This window comes from Variovorax paradoxus B4 (assembly GCF_000463015.1).
Lineage (GTDB): Bacteria > Pseudomonadota > Gammaproteobacteria > Burkholderiales > Burkholderiaceae_C > Variovorax > Variovorax paradoxus_E.
Genome location: NC_022247.1, coordinates 3,166,774 through 3,187,200, shown reverse-complemented (window position 1 = coordinate 3,187,200; position 20,427 = coordinate 3,166,774). Strand labels below are relative to the sequence as shown.

Genomic DNA, 20,427 nt, shown 5'->3' with positions numbered 1-20,427 from the left:
CTACTTGCGCGACGTTCGCGCGCCGGCCGGCCTGGGGGCTTCGGGCGGATCGAACGAGGCGGCGAGCAGCATCTCGAGCCAGCCTGCGAACGCCTGCATGCGCCGCGAGAGGTTGCGCCGATGCGGATAGACCAGGTGCACCGGCAGCGGTTGGGCGCGCGCCTCGGACAACACTTCGACCAGCTCGCCGGCCGCGAGGTGTTCGCGCACGTCGTAGGACGGAATCTGGATCAGCCCCAGCCCCGCCAGCGCGCAGGCGATGTAGGTTTCGGCGTTGTTCGCCGCCACCTGGCTGCGCATGCGCAGCGTCGCGGTCTGGCCGTCGCGCTGCCACTCCCAGGGCGCTGCGCGGCCGCTGGTCGGCGAGGCGTAGTTGACCACGATGTGTTCGGGCAGGTCTGCCGGCGTGCGCGGCGTGCCATGGCGCGCAAGGTAGGCGGGGCTCGCGCAGTTGATCAGCGTGAAATGCCCCAGCGGCCGTGCCACCAGGCTGCTGCTCGCCAACGGGCCCACGCGCAGCGCGCAATCGACGCCTTCGAGCACCAGGTCCACGGCACGGTCGCTGGAGCCGAGTTCGAGCTCGATCGCCGGGTAGCGCTCGAAAAAACCCGGCAGCGCCGGCGCGATGAGCCGCCGTGCGATGCGGCTCGGCACATCGACCTTGAGCCGTCCGCTGACGTGGCTGCGCGACGGCAGGAACTGCTGCTCCATGTCTTCCATGTCGGCCACGAGCGTGCGGGCTCGTTCCAGCAGCACTTCGCCATCTGGCGTGAGGCCGACGCGCCGCGTGGTCCGGTGCAGGAGGCGAGAGCCCAGCCTCGCTTCCAGCTGCTGCACCGCCGTGGAAATGGTGGCGCGCGGCAGTGCGAGCCGATCGGCCGCGCGCGTGAAGCTGCCGGTTTCGGCCACGCGCAGGAACACCTTGAGAAGATCGATGCGGTCCATGCGTGTCGACTGGATTGTTCGTAATTTCCTAAACAGTCTAGCGTCGAATTGTTGATTTATTCGGGAACTGGCGATCAATAGACTGAAGCTTCCCGACTCACATCAACGCTCTTCTGCAGGAGGTCATTCCATGTCCGCACGCACTCTCGACAACAAGGTCGCCGTCATCGCCGGCGGCGGCAAGAACCTCGGCGCGCTCATCGGCCATCAACTGGTCGACGGCGGCGCCCGCGGCATCGCCATCCACTACAACAGCGACGCCTCGCGCAGCGATGCCGAGAAGACGGCCGCCGAACTCGAGGCCAAGGGCGCCGACACGCTGCTGGTGCAGGGCGACCTTGCCGTGGTGGAGAACAACGTCAGGCTGTTCGACCAGGCCGTGGCGCATTTCGGCCAGGTCGACATCGCCATCAACACCGCGGGCGTGGTGATCAAGAAGCCGATCCTCGATGTCACCGAAGCCGACTACGACCGGAGCTTCGACGCCAACGCCAAGGCAGCGTTCTTCTTCATCCAGCAGGCCGGACGCACGCTGGCCGACGGCGGCAGCATCGTGTCGCTGGTGAGCTCGCTGCTCGCGGCCTACACGCCGTTCTACGCGATCTATCCGGCCTCGAAGGCGGCGGTGGAGCACTACACGCGCGCGGCCTCCAAGGAGTTCGGCGAGCGCGGCATCTCGGTCAACGCCATCGGCCCCGGACCGATGGACACGCCGTTCTTCTACGGCCAGGAAAGCAAGGAGGCCGTCGAGTACCACAGCAGCGCGGCGGCGCTCAGCAAGTTCTCCAAGAAGGGCCTCACCGACATCGAGGACATCGCTCCCATCGTGCGCTTCCTGGTCACCGAAGGCTGGTGGATCACCGGCCAGACGATCTTTGCCAACGGTGGCTACACCACCCGCTGATCCGGCAGGATCGCGCCTGGAGGACAACGCAAGATGCACACGATCATGGTGATGGGTGGCGGCTTCGTGCTGCTGGCGGTGTTTCTGTTGGCCAGCCGGTTCATCGGCGACGGCTCGTCGCTGGCGCTGGCCGCGGCAGCCAAGTGGTTCATCCCGGCATGGTTCATCGGAGCCGGCATCAACATGGCCGTGGGCGTGATCAAGGCCGGCTATTCGGTGGCCGAAGAACTGCCGATCTTCCTGCTGGTCTTTGCCGTGCCGGCGGTCGTGGCGGCACTGCTGTGGTGGAGGTTAGGGCGCTGACATTGCCCTGAATGTCCCCGTGCCGGCCGCGACATTTCGTCCGGGCACAATCTGCGCCATGCTCATGTATCCGCAGATCAATCCTGTCGCCCTGCAGCTCGGGCCCGTTGCCATTCACTGGTACGGCCTGACCTACCTGGCTGCGTTCGCGCTGTTCTATTTTCTCGGCACGCGCCGGCTGCGCCACGAGCCGTACCGCTCGCTGGTCGGCCAGGGCGCCTGGCAGCGCAAGGACATCGAGGACATCCTCTTCCTGGGCGTGATGGGCGTCATCGTGGGCGGGCGGCTCGGCTATTGCCTGTTCTACAAGCCCGAGTTCTATCTCTCGCATCCGCTCGAAATCCTCTACGTATGGCAGGGCGGCATGAGCTTCCATGGCGGCCTCCTGGGTGTGATCGGCGCCATGATCTGGTTTGCGCATTCGCGCGCCCGGCCGTTCTGGCAGGTGATGGATTTCGTGTCGCCCTGCGTGCCCACGGGCCTGGCGGCGGGCCGCGTCGGCAACTTCATCAACGGCGAGCTCTGGGGCCGCTTCAGCAGCCCCGACCTGCCGTGGGGCATGGTGTTTCCGCAGAGCGGTTCGATGCTGCCGCGCCATCCCTCGCAGGTCTACCAGTTCCTGCTCGAGGGACTTCTTCTGTTCGTCATCATGTGGCTCTACGCTCGCAAGGAACGCAAGGAAGGGCAGGTGGCCGCGGTGTTCCTGATCGGCTACGGCGCACTGCGCTTCATTGCCGAGTATTTCCGCGAGCCCGACGACTTTCTTGGCCTGCGCGCGCTGAACCTGAGCCAGGGGCAGTGGCTCAGCGTGCCGATGGTGGTCTTCGGCATCGGGCTGTGGATCTGGGCCGCGCAGCGCCGCCGGCCGGCGAGCGCCTGAGCACCCGGTTCTCCGGGTAAGCCCGGGCCGTGCAATTTGCGCGCGGCCCTTGCGCTGCATTGGATGCGGGCTCACAATTATGCGTAATTACAGGAAATTACGCGTAACGCACCCCTCCACTTGCCATGCGCCTGGTCCCCAACTCCCTGCACGACGAAGTAGCCGCCACGCTGCGCGAGCAGATCTTCGCGGGCGCGCTGGTGCCGGGGAGTTTCCTGGACGAGGCTGCGCTGTGCGAGCGACTGTCGATTTCGCGCACTCCCTTGCGCGAGGCGCTTAAGGTGCTGACCGCCGAAGGCCTGCTGCGGCACGAGCCGCGGCGCGGCTGCTTCGTGCGCGAGGTGACGGAGCGCGATCTCGACGAGATATTTCCGGTCATCGCGCTGCTCGAAGGCCGTTGCGCCTACGAGGCGGCCCGCAATGCGAGCGATGCGGAGCTGAGCGAACTCGACGTGCTGCACGAACGGCTGGTGCGCCATGCCAAGGCGCGGCGCATCAACGACTACTACGCCACCAACCACCTCATCCACGAGGCCATCATCCAGCTGGCCGATAACAAGTGGCTGGCGCAGGTGATTGGCGATTTGCGCAAAATTCTCAAGCTGGCGCGGCTTCAGCAATTGCATGCGCCGGGCCGGCTCGAGCAGAGCCTGTCGGAGCATCTGGCGGTGTTCGCCGCGCTCAAGGCGCGCGACAGCGAGGGCGCGGACGCGGCCATGCGCACGCACCTGACACGGCAGCGCGAGGCGCTGCGCGAGGTGGCGCGGCAACAGAAATCCAGGGTGATGTCGTGAACGGCGTGAAAGAAGGCATCCCCGCACCCCACAGCATTGGAGTTTGTCGATGAGTGCGACCGAGTGGTTCCAGGCGCGACTGCGCTCTGGCGAGAAGTCCGGCGAAAAGTCCGGCAACAAGGTGCCCGTGGCACCCGAGGGCGCGGCCCGCAGCGCGCCCAAGACCGCCGCGAAGCCGAGCATGCGCTCGACCGCCGAGCGCCTGCAGGCCACGCTGCGCAAGGCCGACGAAGCGTTGTCGCCGCGTGCCTTGCGCCGCGTGCTCACGGCCCTGCAGGCCGTGATCGATCCGCGCGTGAGCGAGGTCGAGGGCGGACGCCGGGCGCATGCCATTGCCCGCGAATACGCCGCCGCCACGCTCGAGGAGCGGCGCGACTACTGGGCGCTGATGAGCGAGCATTTCGCCGCCGATCCGCAAAAGCTCAAGTCCGCGCGCGACCAGCACCAGGCCGCCGTGGGAACGGCCGACGAAGGCCAGGCCGAGTTGCGGCTGCGGCGTGCGCTGGTGTCGCCGCGCATGCGCCTGCTGCAGCGTTTTGCGGTCGAGCCCGAGGGCATGCGCTTCCTGGTCGACCTGCGCGCCGAACTGCTGCCATTCCTGAAGTCGGACAAGCGGCTCATCGCGCTCGACGCCGAACTGGAGCATCTGTTCTCCACCTGGTTCGACGTCGCGTTTCTCGAGCTGCGCCGGATCGACTGGCATTCGCCGGCTTCATTGATCGAGAAGCTGATCCGCTACGAGGCCGTGCACGACATCAAGAGCTGGACCGACGTGAAGAACCGGCTCGACGACAGCGACCGCCGCTGCTACGGCTTCTTTCATCCGAGGCTGCCCAACGAGCCGCTGATTTTCGTCGAGGTGGCGCTGGTCGACCGCATCAGCGACGGCATCACGCCGCTGCTCGACGAGGCCGCCGTACCGATCCAGCCGGCCAAGGCCACCACCGCCATCTTCTATTCGATCAGCAACACCCAGAATGGGCTGCGCGGCGTGAGCTTTGGCGATTCGCTCATCAAGCGCGTGGTCGAGACGCTGCAGGACGAACTGCCGCGCCTGAAGATCTTTGCCACGCTGTCGCCGATCCCGGGCTTTCGCACCTGGCTTGCCAGGAATGCCGCCGAGCTGCTGCTGCGCCTGGACGAGAAGCGCGGGGCCGAGCTCGGCCGGCTCGTCGGCTCGCTGCCACCGACCGCCGAGCGGCTGCTCGCCGCGGTGGATACGCCTGCCACGCTCGATGCCAAGTCGCCGCTGCGCCAGTGGCTTTTGCAGGCCGCCGCCGAATACCTGGGCCACACGCTGATCGACGGCACGCCGGCCGATCCCGTGGCGCGCTTTCACCTGGGCAACGGCGCGCGCGTGGAGCGGCTCAACTGGGCCGGCGACCCGTCGCCCAAGGGCTTGAAGCAGTCGTATGGTCTGATGGTCAATTACCTCTACGATCTCAAGCGCCTGGACAAGCATCGCGCATGGATCGCCGAGGGCAAGGTGGCGGTATCGGGGGATGTTGAAAGCCTGTTCTTCAAAAAAGGCTGAGTTGGTTCTGGAAAGAAGTCCGGCGCGTGATGCACCGGCCCGCATGATGCGGCAATCTACAACGACAGGAGATGACAGATGACTCAGAGTTTTCAGCGACGCGACGTGCTGCGCCTGGCCGCGGCCGGTGCAGCCGTTCTGTGCGGCGGCGCAGGAGCGCAGGGGAGTAACTGGCCGACGCGGCCGGTCAACATGGTCGTGCCGTTCCCGGCCGGCGGCGGCACCGATGCCTTCGCGCGCCCGCTCTCGGCCCAGTTCTCCAAGGTGACGGGCCAGACGCTGGTCATCGACAACCGCGGCGGCGCCGGCGGCACCGTGGGCGCCAGCATCGCCGCCAAGGCCCCGGCCGACGGCTACACGCTCTTCATGGGCGCGGTGCACCACGCGATTGCGCCCTCGATCTACCCGAAGCTCGACTACGACCTCGAGAAAGACTTCGTGCCGCTGATGCTGTTGGCCAACGTGCCGCAGGTGGTGGTGGTCAATCCGCGCCGAGTCACCGCCAATACGTTGCAGGAATTCGTTGCCACCGCCAAGCGCAATCCCGGCAAGCTCAACTACGGCTCGGCCGGCGCGGGTACCTCGCACCACCTGGCGGGCGAGCTGTTCAAGCTGCAGACCGGCACTTTCATCACACACATTCCGTACCGCGGCGCGGGGCCGGCGCTGTCCGACCTGATTGCCGGCAACGTCGACCTGATGTTCGATGGCCTCGGCTCTTCCGCCCAGCACATCAAGGGCGGGCGCATCAAGGCGCTGATGGTTGCCGGCAGCAAGCGCAACCCGGCGTTCCCCGACGTGCCCTGCGCGGCCGAGGTCGGCCTGCCGGACTACACGGTCACCACCTGGTACGGGCTGTGGGCGCCCAAGGGCACGCCGGCCGACCTGCAGGCGCGCATCGTCGACGACATGAAGAAGGCCCTTGCCAGCGACGAGCTCAAGGCCATCTGGGCCCAGAACGGCTCCGAAATCCCGAGCCTCACCCTGGCGTCGTACGGCGGCTTCGTGAGCTCCGAGATCAAGCGCTGGGCCGCGGTGGTGAAAGCCTCGGGCGCCAAGCTGGAGTAACGAGCGACAGCAAGGTTTCACGCCAAGCGCACACCGAATTTCGAAGTACCTGCCCCGATGAAGACGAAAGCCAATTCCAACCTGTTTGCCGCCTTGCGCGCGGCCTTTCCCGCCGACCTCGGCCGCATTGCCGTGGAAACCGACAACGGCCTGTTCTATTCGTGGCAAGACCTCGATCGCGCCAGCGCAATGATGGCCAACCTGTTCGGCGCGCTGGGGCTGGAGGAGGGCGCCCGCATCGCGGTGCAGGTCGAGAAATCGGTCGAGGCGATGATTCTCTATCTCGCCACGCTGCGCGCCGGCTACGTGTTCCTGCCGCTGAACACTGCCTACCAGAGCGCGGAGATCGAATATTTCATCGGCAACGCCGAACCGGCCGTGGTGGTGTGCACCCGGCGCAATGCCGCGTGGGTCGAGCCCATCGCCAGTGCAGCAGGCACCCGGCACGTGTTCACGCTGGACGACGACCGCACCGGCACCCTGCTGGAGCTTGCCGCGCAATGCAGCGACCGGCACGAGGTGGCGCGGACGAAGTCCGGCGACCTGGCCGCCATCCTCTATACCAGCGGCACCACCGGCCGCAGCAAGGGCGCAATGCTCACGCACGGCAACCTGCTGTCGAACGCCGAGGTGCTCAAGAACTACTGGGGTTGGAAAAAAGGCGACGTGCTGATCCACGCGCTGCCGATCTTCCACGTGCATGGCCTTTTCGTTGCGCTCCACGGTGCGCTGCTCAATGGCAGCAAGATGATCTGGCTGACCAGGTTCGACCCGAAGCGCGTGATCGAGAAGCTGCCCGAGGCGACCGTGTTCATGGGCGTGCCCACGCTCTACGTGCGGCTGCTGGCGGAGCCCGGCCTCACGCGCGAAGCGGTGCGCAACATGCGGCTGTTCGTCGCCGGTTCCGCGCCGCTGCTCATCGAGACCTTCGACGAATGGCGCGAACGCACCGGCCACACCATTCTGGAGCGCTACGGCATGAGCGAGACCATCATGCTCACCTCCAACCCCTACAGTCCCGCGCAGGGCGAGCGCCGCGGCGGCACGGTGGGCTTTCCCTTGCCGGGCGTGCGGCTGCGCGTGCGCGACGACGCCGGCCGCGAGTGCACCGCGGACGAGATCGGCAGCATCGAGGTCAGCGGTCCGAACGTGTTCGCGGGCTACTGGCGCATGCCGGAGAAAACGAAGGAAGAATTCACCGCCGATGGTTTCTTCAAGACCGGCGACGTCGGCAAGATCGATGGCCGCGGCTACGTCACCATTGTCGGACGCAGCAAGGACCTGATCATCAGCGGCGGCTACAACGTCTACCCCGCCGAGATCGAGGGCTACATCAACGAGCTGCCCGGCGTGGCCGAAAGCGCGGTGGTCGGCGTGCCGCACCCCGACTTCGGCGAGGTGGGCGTGGCCATCGTGATCGCCAAGGCGGGTGGGGCGCTCGACGCCGATGCCATCGTGGCGGAACTCAAGTCGAAGCTCGCGAACTTCAAGATTCCCAAGCGCTGCTTCGTCGTGCCCGAGCTGCCACGCAACACCATGGGCAAGGTGCAGAAGGCGCTGCTGCGGGAGCAGCACAAGGGGCTGTTCGTCTAGGCCTTCGGCACCCTCGGTGCGAGGGCGGTGACGCGGGGTTCGTGGAAGATGAGCGCGTCCACCGCGTCGGGCGAAGGCCGGCGGAATTCCACGCCGAAGCTCTCGAGCGTGTCGACGCGGAAGCTGCGTCCATCGGCCGGCAGCAGGCGGTAGGTCGGCTGGCCCGGGATCGTCATGCCGAGCTCGCCCCTGGCGTCGAGCCTGATCTCGATCACGCGGCCGCTGTGCAGGTAGTCGCCGGCGCACAGCCGCCGGAACGCCGGGTCCAGCACGTCGCCGGCTGCGGCGCGATGGAACACGATGTCGTCCACCATCTCCTCGAACGGCATCTCGATGCGATCGATGCGGCCTTGCCGGTCGTAGCGGAAGGTGAGCGTCCGGTTGCTGGGGTGCAGCACCGTCGGGCGGTCAGGGGTGATGAACACGTCGTAATGGCGGTGCTCGAGCTTCTCCTCGATACCGCGCCAGCGCCATGCGAGCCCGTCTGCTTCCCTGTCGATGCGCAGGCGCCCATAGGCCGGGTGCTCGTAGTCGCCGACATAGTCGTCGAGCGGATGGCTTGGGTGGGTTCCGCTCCTGCGGACTTCGGCGCTCGCCTTCTTGTCGAGCGCCTGCTGTTCGAGGGCCTGCTTGCGCTTGGGTGCCAGGCGCCCGAACCAGTCGACCGGCTCGCGGCCGCAGATGCGGTCGAGCACCGCATAGGTGAGGATTGCCTGGACGCTTCCCGGCGTGCGGTTGGTCAGCACCACGACGCCCGCGCGGCGCTCGGGCTGCATCGTCATGAGCGTGCTCCAGCCGGTCCAAGAGCCCGAGTGAGCGACGGTGCGCTCGCCGCGGTACTGCTCGCAGAAGAGGCCGAGGCCGTAGTGGGAGTCGCCGACCTCGGCGTACTGGGAGCGCCCCATGTGCACGCGCGGGGTCGTCATTTCGCGCAGCGCCTGAGGCGAAAGCAGTTGCTGCCCATGCGCCTTGCCATCGATGAGAAAGCGCGCCCACTTCGCAAGGTCGGCCGCCGAGGCGTTGATGCCACCGGCCGGCATCGCGCGGATCGGCGACAGCGGTGTGCGATACCGCTCGTCGCCATCCATCGCATGCGGACGGGCGGCGTCGTCGGCGGCCGCGAGGGCCTCGATGGAGAAGCCGAAGCGGCTGAGGCCCAGCGGCTTCATCAGGCGCTCGGTGGTGAAGTCCTGGTAGCTCTGGCCGCTGATGCGCTCGGTGACCATGCCGGCGACCAGGTAGCCGAGGTTCGAATACTGGAAGGTGTCGCGCAGGTCCTTGTTCGGTGCAAGGTGCCTGAGTGCGGCCAGCATCTGTGCGTTGCTCAGGTCGCCGGGCATGTGGATCCAGTCATGCCGCGGCAGCCCGCTGTGATGGCACAGCAGATCGCGCACGGTCAGCCGCTCGGTCGCCACCGGATCGTGCAGGCGGAATTCGGGAATCACCTCGCGCACCGGCCGGTCCCAGTCGAGCTTGCGTTCGTCGACCAGCAGGCCGAGTCCGGCCGCGGTGAACGACTTGGTGATTGAGCACAGCAGAAATTGCGTGTCGATGGTCACGGGCAGGCCCGTGTCGGTGTCGCGCACGCCGTAACCCTTGAGCACGGCGATGTCGCCGTCCTGGATGACGGCCAGCGCGAGTCCCGGTACTTTCCATTCCTGCATCGAGGCTTCGACGAGGTTGTCGAGATCGCTCCACATGGTCGGGGTCCTTGCCGTTGCGTAGGGCCGCGCATCCTACGGCATCCCCCGGAATGAGAGGTCCGCTAAGCCGCGCCCAGCCCGTTCATGAGCCTGCTGCCCGCATGGCAGTTGATGTATTCGTAGCTCTGCTCGTCGGCCTTCAGCACCGACACCTCGTGGTACACGCGCAGCTGCAGCTGGAAGTTCAGCGCCTGCACGTAGCGCATGAAGCTGCCGAAGATCGCGACGTGCGTGGGGTGCGACTCGGCCCAGCGCTCCATGTCGGCGAGCGAGTGCCAGAAGCTCAGGCCGAACGATTTCTCCAGCGGCGCGCCCTTGGCATCGAGGTGGTGCATGTAGCGGTTGCTGTAGCAGCCGATGCCCAGCCCCTGGTCGCGCAGGAAGCCCATGCCTTCGCGCAGCACGGGTTCCATCTCGCCCAGGTAGAGCGTGCGTTCCTGTCCTGTGGTTTCGGCCCACTCCTGACCGGAGCGGATCATGGCGATGTTCTCGTGGCCCGCGATGCGCACACGCTGCCCCGGGGCCGGAGCGCCGGCAATGATGGCGCGCGTGCCCGAGGGCGCCATGGCGTCGGTCTGCGACAGCGGAATGCGGTCGCGCATCGAACCCCAGTAGCCGTGCTCCTGCAGTTCGCCGCTCACGCCGCCCATCACCACGCCCACGCCTTCGAGGCGGTCGGGCGTGTTGAACATGGTCTCGAAGTGCTCGGCGCGCGGCGAAACGATTTCGCGGAAGTAGCCGAGGCCATCCGCCAGCCGTTCCTCGGAGCGCCACCAGGCATCGACCTCGGGCGTTGCGCACCAGCGCGCATGGGCGGCAGGGTCGTCCCAGTAGGCGATGGCGATCATGTTGTCGTAGCCGGCGGCGTCGACATGGTGTGCGAAGTCGTGGTGGCCGGGACCATCGGGCAGGGCGAAGCCGCCGGCGATCTTCATCAGGGCCGCGCATGCGCGGCCCTGCATTCCGGCCCCGCGCGACTGCACGCCGAAATAGCCCATCACGACCTGCCTGACCGCGGCCGGCGCGCGCGCCGACCAGACGGGATAGGGCGGCGCGTAGTCGTCCTCCACGCGGCGATGGCGCGTGCGGGGGCACTTCAGGTGCTCGGCAATGGCGGATTCCATGGTGTGGCTCCGGTGCTTCAGGCAACCAGTGGCTGCTGGCGCGCCGCCGCCGGCTCGGTTGCGGCGACGATGGCCTCGAAGGCGTCGCCCTCGACTTCGGGCGCGCGCTGCAGCACCACGGGCTCGCGGCGCGCCTTGTTCAGCAGCAGCTGGGTGACGTCCGGCCGCGAGTAGTGGCCGCTCGGGTCGGCGGCCGCCTTGGAGAGCGCGATCATCCCCAGGTCGACGTCGGCGATCACCAGCCCTTCCTGGTCTTCGGCCAGGGGCGTACCCAGCGGCGAACCGTCGGGCGCATAGATGCGCGCAAAGCCACCGCCCACGCGCAGCATCTGCTGCTTGCCGGCGTCGGTGCACATCAGCTCGCTCATGGCCTGCGAGACAGTGGCGCACGGCGCAACCACGAAGCACTGGCCCTCGGCCGCATACACCTGGCTCGCGGCGTTGTTGAGCTCCGGGCCGAGCGCATAGGCCGCGCCGCGATAGAGCGAAAAGCTCGGCCAGGCGCCGCAGTGGATCTGCTCGTTCTGCGCATACATCGCGTACTTGCTGAGCGGCTGAAGATGTTCCCAGCACGAGAGCGATCCGATGTTGCCGATGGGTGTCTCGACCACGGCGAGGTCGGAGCCGTCGCCTTCGCCGAACACGGTGCGCTCCACATGCGTGGGCTTGAGCTTGCGGCGAGTCTGCACCGTGCGGCCCTGGTCGTCGATCAGCGCCTGCGCGATGTAGAGGCTGCCGGCAGCCTTTTCGCTGTAGCCGAGCGAAACCCAGATGTTGTGTTTGCGCGCGGCATTCCTGATGCGGTCGAACTCGCCCGAGCCCACGACCAGCGCGTTGTCGTGGTAGCGCTGCACGAACTGCATGCCCCAGGCCGGCGAGTCGAGCCAGATCCACCACGGGTAGCCGGGCACCCAGGTTTCGGGAAAGGCGATGAGCTTCACACCCTGGCCGGCCGCCTGGGCCATGAGGTCGATGGTCTTGTCGATGGTGCCGTCGAGATCGAGGAACACGGGCGCTGCCTGCACGGCGGCGACACGAAGCCTGGGATGAACGGTGGTGGGCATGGCGGGGTCTCCAGAAGCGGGGTGATGAACGAAACAACTTCGCACACCTCCCACCGGGTTTGCGTGGTGGCATGCGGGTTGCTTCAAGCGTAGATTCGCCGCCGCGAAACGCCTTGACCCGAACTTGCGGCGTTCTTGTTCCAGCGTTGCATGCCGACTTCCGAAGGAACCCCCATGACCCCGTTGCTCAGCACCGACGCCGTCCCGCGCAGCCAGCGGCTCGCCTACTGGACCGACATGATCTGCAACGTCTACGTGCAGCTCGGGTGCGACCCGGTGCGCGAAGGCGACACGGGCAATTTCGAAGGCAGCATCCGCCAGCACACGCTGCCGAGCCTGGACGTGTCGGTGGTCAAGTCGGGGCCGCAGAAGGTGATGCGCACGCCGGGTCACATCTCGCGTTCGAGCGACGACTGTTTTCTTGTCAGCATCCAGGCGCGCGGCCAGGGCGTGGTGCGGCAGGACGGACGGGACGCCGTACTGGCGGCGGGCGACTTTGCGCTATACGACAGCACGCGGCCCTACCAGCTGCTGTTCGACGACAGCTTCGAGCAGATCGTGCTCAAGCTGCCCGGCGAACGCCTGCGCAGCGAGCTGCACGACACCGAGACCCTGACGGCCAACACCGTTTCGGGGCGCGAGGGTGCGGGGCACCTGCTGCTGGGCATGATCCGCACGCTGCGCGAAGACATCGACACCTTGCAGCCCGCGTCGGCACTCGCGGTGGCCAACGGGGTGCAGAGCATTCTTGTCGCCGGGCTGCAGACGCTGCCCGCGGCGCGCTCACCGGGCCTGAGCAAGCTCACGGCCTACCATCTGGCCCGCGTGAAGCGGTGCATCGACGAACAGCTGGCGGACCCATCGCTTTCCGTGGGAAGCCTGGCGGCGCAGCTGGGTGTCTCGGCGAGCCACATCCACCGCGTCTTCAAGAGCGAGCCGCTCACGCCCTCGCAGTACATCTGGGAGCGCCGGCTCGAAGCCTGCAGCCGCGACCTGCTCGAGCCGCGCCTTGCCGGCCGGCCGGTGGCCGACATTGCCTACGGCCGCGGCTTCAACGATGCGGCGCATTTCAGCCGCGCATTCCGCGAACGCTTCGGTTGCTCGCCGCGCGAGTGGCGGCAGCAGCGCGTGCAATAGAAGGGGAAGAAGGCTTGCGGCCTGTCTACTGGACGAGCAGGACCGAGGTGTCGGTCTCGGAGATCACCTTGGTGGCCACCGATCCCATCAACGCGCGGCCCAGCAGGCCATGGCCATGGGTGCCGAGCACGATCAGTTCCGCGTGCGCCGCGGCCGCCGACTTGAGGATTTCCTCGGCTGCATGGCCGTGGCGCTTGTCGATCGTGTAGTTGCTCACGCCGTTCTCCACAAGCAATGCCGCCACGGGGTCGAGCACCTTGGCGTTTTCCTCGGCGTAGTAGTCGGTGATCACCTCCTTGCTGAGGTGGCGCGCCACGTGGCCCGAGATGCCGGTGCAGACATGCACGATGACCAGCTCATGGCCCTCCACGAACATGGCGCGGTTGGCCAGCAGGTAGTTGAGCGCCTTTTGCGTATAGACGCTGCCGTCGACGGCGATGAGGATTTTCATGAGCCCGTTATACGGCCGAGGCCCGGGCGTCGCAACGGGTCTCACCCCAGACCCGAGGGGCTTTCAATATCCTCTCAGCCCTGCAGGCCCTTCCAGAGCATGTAGGCCGCCAGCAGATACAGGATGCTCGCGAAGACGCGCTTGAGCTTCTTCACCGGCAGGTTGTGCGCTGCCTTCGCACCCAGCGGCGCGGTGAGCACGCTGGACACCGCAATGACCGCGAGCGCGGGCAGCCAGATGTAGCCGAACGAGCCGGCCGGAAGGCCCTGCACCGACTGCCCGCTCACCACGTAGCCCAGCACATTGGCCACCGCAATCGGAAAGCCGAGTGCGGCGCTGGTGGCCACGGCGTTGTGGATGGAGATGTTGCACCAGGTCATGAACGGCACGCTGATGAAGCCGCCGCCCGCGCCGACCAGGCCCGAGATGAAACCGATGGCACCGCCCGCCGACAGCTGCCCCGCGGTGCCCGGCATCTGGCGCGTGGGCTTGGGCTTGCGGTCGAGGAACATCTGCGTGGCGGAAAAGCCCACGAACAGCGCAAAGACGATGGCGAGCACCGTTCCCTTGAGCAGAGCGAACACGCCGAGGCTGCCCAGCAGGCTGCCGATGACGATGCCGGGCGCGAGGTGCCGCACGATGTCCCAGCGCACCGCGCCGCGCTTGTGATGCGCGCGCACGCTGGACACCGAGGTGAAGATGATCGTGGCCATCGAGGTGGCAATGGCCATCTTCACCGCAAGATCGGAGGCAACCCCTCGGTGTCCCATGATGATCGTGATGAACGGCACCATGAGCATCCCGCCGCCGATGCCCAGCAGGCCCGCCAGGAAACCAGTGCCCAGGCCAAGCGCGGCCAATTCGGCGATCAGGAGGGGGTCGAGCAGGGAAGTCACGCAGCGGAGCCTTGAAAAAAAGCAACGGCCCCGTGCAGCGCATGCAGGGGCCGTATGAACGGAAAAAGGTGTCTGCAAGTGGGCGCCGAACCCGCATCCTGAACCAGGGTTCAGGTGGGCGAGGGCAGCAAGACTTCGGGTTCATCTGACGCGAGATGATCACACCCGTCAAGCGATGTACCAAGCCCGGCTCCGGAGAGCATTGGAACAAGGAAATATTAAGCCCGACGCGCACCGCAGACAGTTCGGATTTTACGCCTCGGACGGGCCGGGCGCTTCCGGTCAGAGTAAATGGTCATCGCCCGCGAGGGCTTGATCGAGTTTCTGAATGAGTTGGGCGGCTCTGGCATCGGCGTCGCCGCCGTCTGTCGCGGGCGCCGCAGCCACGGGGGGCGGCGCGGCCGCAGCAGCGGCTTGCTGGGCGGCCAGGTCGAAGGCCAGGTTCAGCGAAGCGAGCACCGCGATGCGGTCGCGTGCCTTCACCTTGCCCGCATCGCGGATCTTGCACATGGCCGCGTCCACGCGTTCGACGGCTTCGCGCAGTTGCGCCTCGCCGCCGTCGGGGCAGCCGAGCAGATAGCTCTGGCCCATGATCTGAACTTCAATCTGCTTCATGCGGGGGAATCTTGGGAAGGTGGTTCGGCCGGCAACCGCTCGAGCAGTGCATCGAGGCGCGTGCGGGCCGCGGCAAGCCGCGACTTCAGCGCGTCGCGCTCGCGCGTGAGCGCTTCGACCTGCTCCTGCAGCAGCGCATTGGTGCGCTGCACCTCTTCATGACGCACGAGCAGGCGTTCCACACGCTCGGCGATCTGGTCGATGGGGCTGGAGGCGGGCATGGTTGGCGATTGTAGTTTCCCGGCGAACCGCAGGCTGCGCAACTTTTGGCTTACTGCACCGCCACAGGCCCTAGAATCCTGCGCGTTGGTGCCTGCGGCGTGGTTCACACGCCGCGGTTCAACGGGAAGCAGGAGTGAACGCCCCCCGGAAACGGGCAAGGCCGAAGCCGCCTGCGCTGCCCCCGCAACGGTCAAGCAGTCGACGCCGCAAGCGTCAACCTCATTCATCAAGCCACTGGGTGCCCTGAAACAGGCACCTGGGAAGGCGGTGGGGTCGCACTGCCAGCCCGGATACCGGCCAACGAGGCGGCTGCCGCATGCGCGATCGATTGTCGATGCACGAAGCAGCCATTGCGCCCAAGCGCTGGCGGGGAGGCCGGCGACGGGCATAGACGTTCGTTCGGTCCATTCATGACTTCCTGTGGTTCCCTTTCCCTCGGCCGCGTTCCTGCGCGCCGTCGCCGCCTTGCCTGCCTGCCGCTTGCGCTGGCCTCCGCCTTCGGCGGCATGGCATTGCTTCAGTTGCCTTCGATCGCGCATGCCCAGCAGGATGCGCCGGCGCTCGGCGAAACCGTGGTCACGGCCAACCGCACGCCGCAGCCCCTGTCGGACCTGGTGGGCGACGTGTCCGTCGTCGACCGCCAGACCATCGAGCGCAGCGGCGCGGTCGGCGTGGCCGACGTGCTGGCCCGCCTGCCGGGCATCGAGATCACGCGCAACGGCGGCGTGGGCAACACCACCAGCCTGTACATCCGCGGCGCCGAGACGCGCTTCACGGCCGTGTACATCGACGGCGTGCGCGTCGATTCGCAATCGACCGGCGGTGCCGGCTGGGAAAGCATTCCGCTCTCGCAGATCGACCGCATCGAAGTGCTGCGCGGCCCGGCTGCCGCGGTGTACGGCTCCGATGCCGTGGGGGGCGTGATCCAGCTCTTCACGAAGCGCGGCGAGGAGGGCGTGGCGCCCTACGCGGGCATCGGCTTCGGCAGCCACGGCCTGCGCAAGGCGGAGGCGGGCGTGAGCGGGAAGTCGGGCGCCTTCGACTACTCGCTGGGCGTGGCGCACGAGGAAAGCAGGGGCTTCAACGTGCTGCCGATGGACAAGCGCACGCCCTCGAAGGACGGCTTCACGAGCCCCGACCGCGACGGCTACCGCAGCAATGCCGGCAACCTGCGCCTGGGCTACCAGCTCACCCCGGACCAGCGGCTGGAAGCCACGCTGCTGTACAGCGACATGGAAGCCGGCTACGACCCGCCGGTCAGCTTCAGGACCCGGCCGCCGATCCAGTTCAAGAACGACATCTCGAGCAACACGCTGCGCACGGCCGGGCTTTCGTGGTCGGCCAAGTGGAACGACATCTACAGCACGCGCGTGCAGGTCACCGATTCGCAGTCGGTCTACAAGACGCAGCCTTCGTTCTATCGCACCGAGACGAATCTGCGCGGCTACCTGTTCCAGAACGAATTCCGTTTCGGCCCGCACCTGGTGACGGCCACGCTCGAGCGCCGCGAAGACGCGCTCGAGAATGCGCCCACCACCAGCAGCGGCCTGTTCTCGAGCAAGCGCTCGCAGGATGCGGTCTCGCTCGGCTACGGCTTCGTGCAGGGCGCGCATTCGCTCCAGCTGCATGTGCGCCATGACAACGACAGCGAATTCGGCGGCAAGACCACCGGCAGCGCCGCCTATGGCTACGCGATCACGCCGCGGCTGCGCGCCACCGTCTCGGCCGGCACCGCCTTCCGCGCACCCACGCTGTACCAGCGCTTCAGCGAATACGGCGTGGCAAGCCTCAAGCCCGAGTCGAGCCGCAACGTCGAGCTTGGCCTGCAGTACACCGACGGCGGCACGCATGCGGGCATCGTCGTCTACCAGAACCGCGTCAACAACCTGATCGTGTTCGACGGCTCGGCCACCAACTGCCGCTCCGGCTTCGGCTGCTATGCCAGCACGGCGCGCGCCCGCTACCAGGGCGTGACGCTGTCGGGCGGCCATCGCATCGGCGACGTGACGCTGCGCGCATCGCTCGACTTCCAGGACCCGCGCGACCTGGACACCGACCACCTGCTCGCACGCCGCGCGCGCCGCCACGGCACGCTCGGCGCCGACTGGCGCATTGCCGGCTGGACGCTGGGCGCCGAGCTGCAATCGTCGAGCAAGCGTTTCGACGACGCGGCCAACACGCGAACGCTGAGCGGCTATACCGTGCTGAACCTGGTGGCCAGCACGCAGATCACGCGCGACATCGGACTGGTGGCCCGCGTCGACAATGTGGGCGACAAGGACTACACGCTTGCACGCGGCTACGCCACCGGCGGCCGCAACGCTTACATCGGCCTGAAGTGGACACCGCAATAAGCCAACCCGACGCCAACAGCGAATTGAGCGCTGCGCACAGCTGCGCCGCCGTGCTGGTGGCGGCGCCGGCTTCGGGGCAGGGCAAGACCACGGTCACGGCCGCGCTGGCGCGGCTGCACGCGCGCCAGGGCCGGCGCGTGCGGGTCTTCAAGTGCGGGCCCGACTTTCTCGATCCGCACTGGCTGGCGCTTGCCAGCGGCGTGCCGGTGCACTCGCTCGACCTCTGGATGACCGGCGAGGCGGATTGCCGCCGGCGGCTGCATGCGGCCGCGGCCGAGGCCGACCTGCTTATCGTCGAAGGCGTGATGGGCCTCTTCGACGGCAGCCCCAGCGCGGCGGACCTGGCCGAGCGCTTCGGCCTGCCGGTGCTGGCCGTGATCGATGCGCAGGCCATGGCCGGCACCTTCGGTGCGCTGGCCTATGGGTTGCAGAATTTCCGCCCCACACTGCCCTGGGCCGGCGTGCTGGCCAACCGCGTGGCGGGCGAGCGTCATGCCGGCATGCTGAAAGAGGCATTGCGCGAGCCGGCGCAATGGCTCGGCGGCTTGCCGCGCGGCGCCGGTTTCGAGCTGTCCGAGCGGCACCTGGGCCTGGTCGCCGCGCATGAACTCGACGACGCGATGGCCCGGCTCGATGCGGCCGCCGACGCGATGGCTGCAACGCCCATCGGCAAGCGGCTGCTTCATGAATGGCCGCAGGTGCGTTTCGAGCCTGCTGCGGCCGAGCCGCAGGCGCACATCGCCCCCTTGCTGGAAGGCCGCACCATCGCCATCGCGCGCGATGCGGCCTTTGCCTTCATCTATCCGGCCAACCTCGATGTGCTTGCGGCGCTGGGTGCGCAGGTCGCGTTCTTCTCTCCGCTCGCCGGAGATGCGCTGCCCGCATGCGATGCGATCTGGCTGCCCGGCGGCTACCCCGAGCTGCATGCCAAGGCGCTGTCCACCTGCGGCTCGCTGCGTGCGGCGCTGGCCGCGCATGTCGCCGCGGGCAAGCCGGTATGGGCCGAATGCGGCGGCATGATGTCGCTGTTCGAGCAACTGGAAACGGCCGATGGCGCAGCGCACTCGCTCTGGGGGCTGCTGCCGGGCCGGGTGACGATGCACAAGCGGCTGGCTGGCCTCGGGCCGCAGCAGCTCAAGCTTGGCGCCCACACCCTGCGCGGGCACACCTTTCACTATTCGAGTTGCGAAACGCCCCTGATACCGGCGGCCTTCACCGGCAGGCCGGGTGCGGAAGCTCGTACGGGAGAGGCCTTCTATGTGCGCGGCCCGGTGCGGGCAAGCTATTTCCACGCGTGGTTTGCGTCCAGCCCCGTGGCCACGGCCAGGCTGTTCGGCGCGATGCCGATCGAGCTGGAACGCGAAACCCCGGAGGTAGACGCGCATGCCCGTTGAGCACGAATTCATCCTCGGTGGCCAGAAGAGCGGCAAGTCGCGCCGTGCCGAACTGCGCGCCGTCGACTGGCTGGCCGAAGCGCCCGCAACGCGGCGCGCCGTGCTGATTGCCACCGCCCAGGCCCATGACGACGAGATGCAGGAGCGCATCGTGCGCCACCAGGCCGACCGCGCCCTGCGCGTGCCCGCCATGCGAACTGTGGAAGAGCCGGTCGAGCTGGCGCGCGCCATCGTCACCCAGAGTTCGCCCGAGACGCTGGTGGTGGTCGACTGCCTCACGCTCTGGCTCACCAACCTGCTGATGCCGCTGCGCTCCGAGGCCGCGCGGCCGGTCACGCGCACGCCCGCGGCGCACGCCGCCATGCTGCTCGTTGCGCTGCGCGAAGCGCGCGGGCCCGTGGTGCTGGTCGGCAACGAGATCGGCCTGGGCGTGATTCCGCTCGGCCGCGAAACGCGGGCCTTCGTCGATGCGCTGGGCCGCATGAACCAGGACGTGGCGGCCGCTTGCGGCCGCGTCACGCTGATGGCGGCCGGGTTGCCGCTGACTCTGAAGGCACCCGCCGCATGACAAAGCACTGGATTCGATCTTTTTTCACGGCCCTTGCCCTCGGCCTCTGTGCGCTGGCCGCGCACGCCGTCGACGTGGTCGACGAGCGCGGCGTGACGGTGAGTCTGCCGCAGCCGCCGCAGCGCATCGTCACTCTGCTGCCGTCGCTGACCGAAGGGGTCTGCGCGCTCGGTGCGTGTTCCCGCCTCGTGGGCGTCGACAACTATTCCAACTCGCCGAGCGCGGTGCGCGCCTTGCCGCAGCTGGGCGGGGGCCTCGATCCCAATGTCGAAGCCATCGTGGCGCTGCGGCCCGATGCGGTGCTGCTCGCCAAGTCGTCGCGCGTGACGCAGCGGCTCGAGGCGCTGGGCCTCAAGGTGCTGGTGCTCGAACCCAAGAGCCATGCCGACGTGCGGCGCGTGCTCGACAAGCTCGACCAGGTGCTCGGCACCCACGAGGCTCCGAACATCTGGCGCGTGATCGATGCCAGCGTATCGGCCGCGGCACAGTCGCTGCCGGCCAGTGCGAAGGGGCAGCGCGTCTATTTCGAGGTCAACAGCGCGCCCTATGCGGCCGGCGAGTCGTCGTTCATCGGCGAAACGCTCACGCGGCTGGGCATGAAGAACATCGTGCCGGCTTCGCTCGGGCCTTTTCCCAAGCTCAACCCCGAATACGTGGTGCGCGCCAATCCCGATCTCATCATGGTCAGCGTGCGCAGCGCGCCGGGCATGGAGCAGCGGCCGGGCTGGAGCGGCATCCGCGCGGTGCGCGAGGGCCGGATCTGCCGCTTCGACGCCGCGCAGTCGGACGTGCTCGTGCGCCCCGGCCCGCGCATGGACGAGGCCGCACGGCTGATGGCGCGCTGCATCGCGGAGAAGGCCGGCTGAGCCGCGGCAACC

Annotated in this window: 20 protein-coding genes and 1 riboswitch; of the genes, 12 read left to right on the top strand and 8 right to left on the bottom strand. The window is 67.5% G+C overall.

Annotated elements, in window-relative coordinates:
- Nucleotides 1–945 (bottom strand): LysR family transcriptional regulator, encoded by a 945-nt coding sequence (locus VAPA_RS14875; protein WP_021007597.1) that lies wholly within the window; start codon nt 943–945, stop codon nt 1–3.
- A 130-nt stretch (nt 946–1,075) separates the two neighbouring features.
- On the opposite strand from VAPA_RS14875, the gene VAPA_RS14870 reads away from it, so the two are divergent.
- From VAPA_RS14870 to VAPA_RS14840, 7 genes are all read left to right on the top strand, one after another.
- Complete coding sequence (locus VAPA_RS14870) at nt 1,076–1,849, top strand: SDR family oxidoreductase (RefSeq protein WP_021007596.1); 774 nt, start codon at nt 1,076–1,078, stop codon at nt 1,847–1,849.
- A gap of 33 nt (nt 1,850–1,882) precedes the next feature.
- Entirely contained in the window at nt 1,883–2,152 is a 270-nt protein-coding gene (locus tag VAPA_RS14865; protein WP_021007595.1) for a hypothetical protein, read from the top strand.
- Nucleotides 2,153–2,210: 58 nt separating this feature from the next.
- A complete protein-coding gene (gene lgt / locus VAPA_RS14860) occupies nt 2,211–3,032 on the top strand; it encodes a prolipoprotein diacylglyceryl transferase (RefSeq protein WP_021007594.1) in 822 nt (273 codons plus the stop codon).
- 125 nt (nt 3,033–3,157) lie between these two features.
- Entirely contained in the window at nt 3,158–3,826 is a 669-nt protein-coding gene (locus VAPA_RS14855) for a GntR family transcriptional regulator (protein WP_021007593.1), read from the top strand.
- 49 nt (nt 3,827–3,875) lie between these two features.
- A complete protein-coding gene (locus tag VAPA_RS14850) occupies nt 3,876–5,360 on the top strand; it encodes a malonyl-CoA decarboxylase (protein WP_021007592.1) in 1,485 nt (494 codons plus the stop codon).
- A gap of 78 nt (nt 5,361–5,438) precedes the next feature.
- Nucleotides 5,439–6,428: a Bug family tripartite tricarboxylate transporter substrate binding protein gene (locus VAPA_RS14845; protein WP_021007591.1), complete on the top strand. Its 990-nt coding sequence runs from the start codon at nt 5,439–5,441 to the stop codon at nt 6,426–6,428.
- Between the two features lie 57 nt (nt 6,429–6,485).
- Nucleotides 6,486–8,021: a malonate--CoA ligase gene (locus VAPA_RS14840; protein ID WP_021007590.1), complete on the top strand. Its 1,536-nt coding sequence runs from the start codon at nt 6,486–6,488 to the stop codon at nt 8,019–8,021.
- Here VAPA_RS14840 and VAPA_RS14835 read toward each other — a convergent pair.
- From VAPA_RS14835 to VAPA_RS14825, 3 genes are all read right to left on the bottom strand, one after another.
- Nucleotides 8,018–9,721 carry a serine hydrolase gene (locus tag VAPA_RS14835; RefSeq protein ID WP_021007589.1) on the bottom strand — a complete coding sequence of 568 codons (1,704 nt, stop codon included), beginning with the start codon at nt 9,719–9,721 and terminating at the stop codon, nt 8,018–8,020. The two genes, VAPA_RS14840 and VAPA_RS14835, sit on opposite strands and share 4 nt — an antisense overlap.
- 65 nt (nt 9,722–9,786) lie before the next feature.
- Nucleotides 9,787–10,848 (bottom strand): phenylacetaldoxime dehydratase family protein, encoded by a 1,062-nt coding sequence (locus tag VAPA_RS14830; protein WP_021007588.1) that lies wholly within the window; start codon nt 10,846–10,848, stop codon nt 9,787–9,789.
- A 17-nt stretch (nt 10,849–10,865) separates the two neighbouring features.
- On the bottom strand, nt 10,866–11,912 hold the full coding sequence (locus VAPA_RS14825; RefSeq protein ID WP_021007587.1) for a carbon-nitrogen hydrolase family protein: 1,047 nt from the start codon (nt 11,910–11,912) through the stop codon (nt 10,866–10,868).
- A gap of 174 nt (nt 11,913–12,086) precedes the next feature.
- On the opposite strand from VAPA_RS14825, the gene VAPA_RS14820 reads away from it, so the two are divergent.
- Nucleotides 12,087–13,049, top strand: a complete 963-nt coding sequence (locus VAPA_RS14820) for an AraC-like ligand-binding domain-containing protein (protein WP_021007586.1) — start codon at nt 12,087–12,089, stop codon at nt 13,047–13,049.
- A 25-nt stretch (nt 13,050–13,074) separates the two neighbouring features.
- On the opposite strand, the gene VAPA_RS14815 is transcribed toward VAPA_RS14820, so the two are convergent.
- The 4 genes from VAPA_RS14815 to VAPA_RS14800 all read right to left on the bottom strand — a co-directional run bounded on the left by VAPA_RS14815 (nt 13,075) and on the right by VAPA_RS14800 (nt 15,232).
- The gene (locus tag VAPA_RS14815) at nt 13,075–13,500 is read right to left on the bottom strand and encodes a universal stress protein (protein ID WP_021007585.1); all 426 of its coding nucleotides are present in this window, start codon (nt 13,498–13,500) and stop codon (nt 13,075–13,077) included.
- Between the two features lie 74 nt (nt 13,501–13,574).
- Complete coding sequence (locus VAPA_RS14810) at nt 13,575–14,396, bottom strand: sulfite exporter TauE/SafE family protein (protein ID WP_021007584.1); 822 nt, start codon at nt 14,394–14,396, stop codon at nt 13,575–13,577.
- Nucleotides 14,397–14,678: 282 nt separating this feature from the next.
- Entirely contained in the window at nt 14,679–15,011 is a 333-nt protein-coding gene (locus VAPA_RS14805; RefSeq protein ID WP_021007583.1) for a cell division protein ZapA, read from the bottom strand.
- On the bottom strand, nt 15,008–15,232 hold the full coding sequence (locus VAPA_RS14800) for a hypothetical protein (RefSeq protein WP_012747655.1): 225 nt from the start codon (nt 15,230–15,232) through the stop codon (nt 15,008–15,010). Before VAPA_RS14800 ends, VAPA_RS14805 begins: the two co-directional genes overlap by 4 nt.
- 69 nt (nt 15,233–15,301) lie before the next feature.
- Nucleotides 15,302–15,549, top strand: a riboswitch (cobalamin riboswitch).
- A 94-nt stretch (nt 15,550–15,643) separates the two neighbouring features.
- Here VAPA_RS14800 and VAPA_RS14795 point away from each other — a divergent pair.
- Genes VAPA_RS14795 through VAPA_RS14780 form a run of 4 tightly spaced genes read left to right on the top strand, consistent with a single transcriptional unit; the run spans nt 15,644 to nt 20,415 of the window.
- A complete protein-coding gene (locus tag VAPA_RS14795; RefSeq protein ID WP_021007582.1) occupies nt 15,644–17,587 on the top strand; it encodes a TonB-dependent receptor domain-containing protein in 1,944 nt (647 codons plus the stop codon).
- The gene (locus VAPA_RS14790; RefSeq protein WP_021007581.1) at nt 17,572–18,981 is read left to right on the top strand and encodes a cobyrinate a,c-diamide synthase; all 1,410 of its coding nucleotides are present in this window, start codon (nt 17,572–17,574) and stop codon (nt 18,979–18,981) included. The genes VAPA_RS14795 and VAPA_RS14790 overlap by 16 nt, the downstream gene beginning before the upstream one ends.
- Nucleotides 18,971–19,549, top strand: a complete 579-nt coding sequence (locus tag VAPA_RS14785) for a bifunctional adenosylcobinamide kinase/adenosylcobinamide-phosphate guanylyltransferase (RefSeq protein ID WP_021007580.1) — start codon at nt 18,971–18,973, stop codon at nt 19,547–19,549. The genes VAPA_RS14790 and VAPA_RS14785 overlap by 11 nt, the downstream gene beginning before the upstream one ends.
- The gene (locus tag VAPA_RS14780) at nt 19,546–20,415 is read left to right on the top strand and encodes an ABC transporter substrate-binding protein (RefSeq protein ID WP_021007579.1); all 870 of its coding nucleotides are present in this window, start codon (nt 19,546–19,548) and stop codon (nt 20,413–20,415) included. Before VAPA_RS14785 ends, VAPA_RS14780 begins: the two co-directional genes overlap by 4 nt.
- Nucleotides 20,416–20,427: the final 12 nt, after the last annotated feature.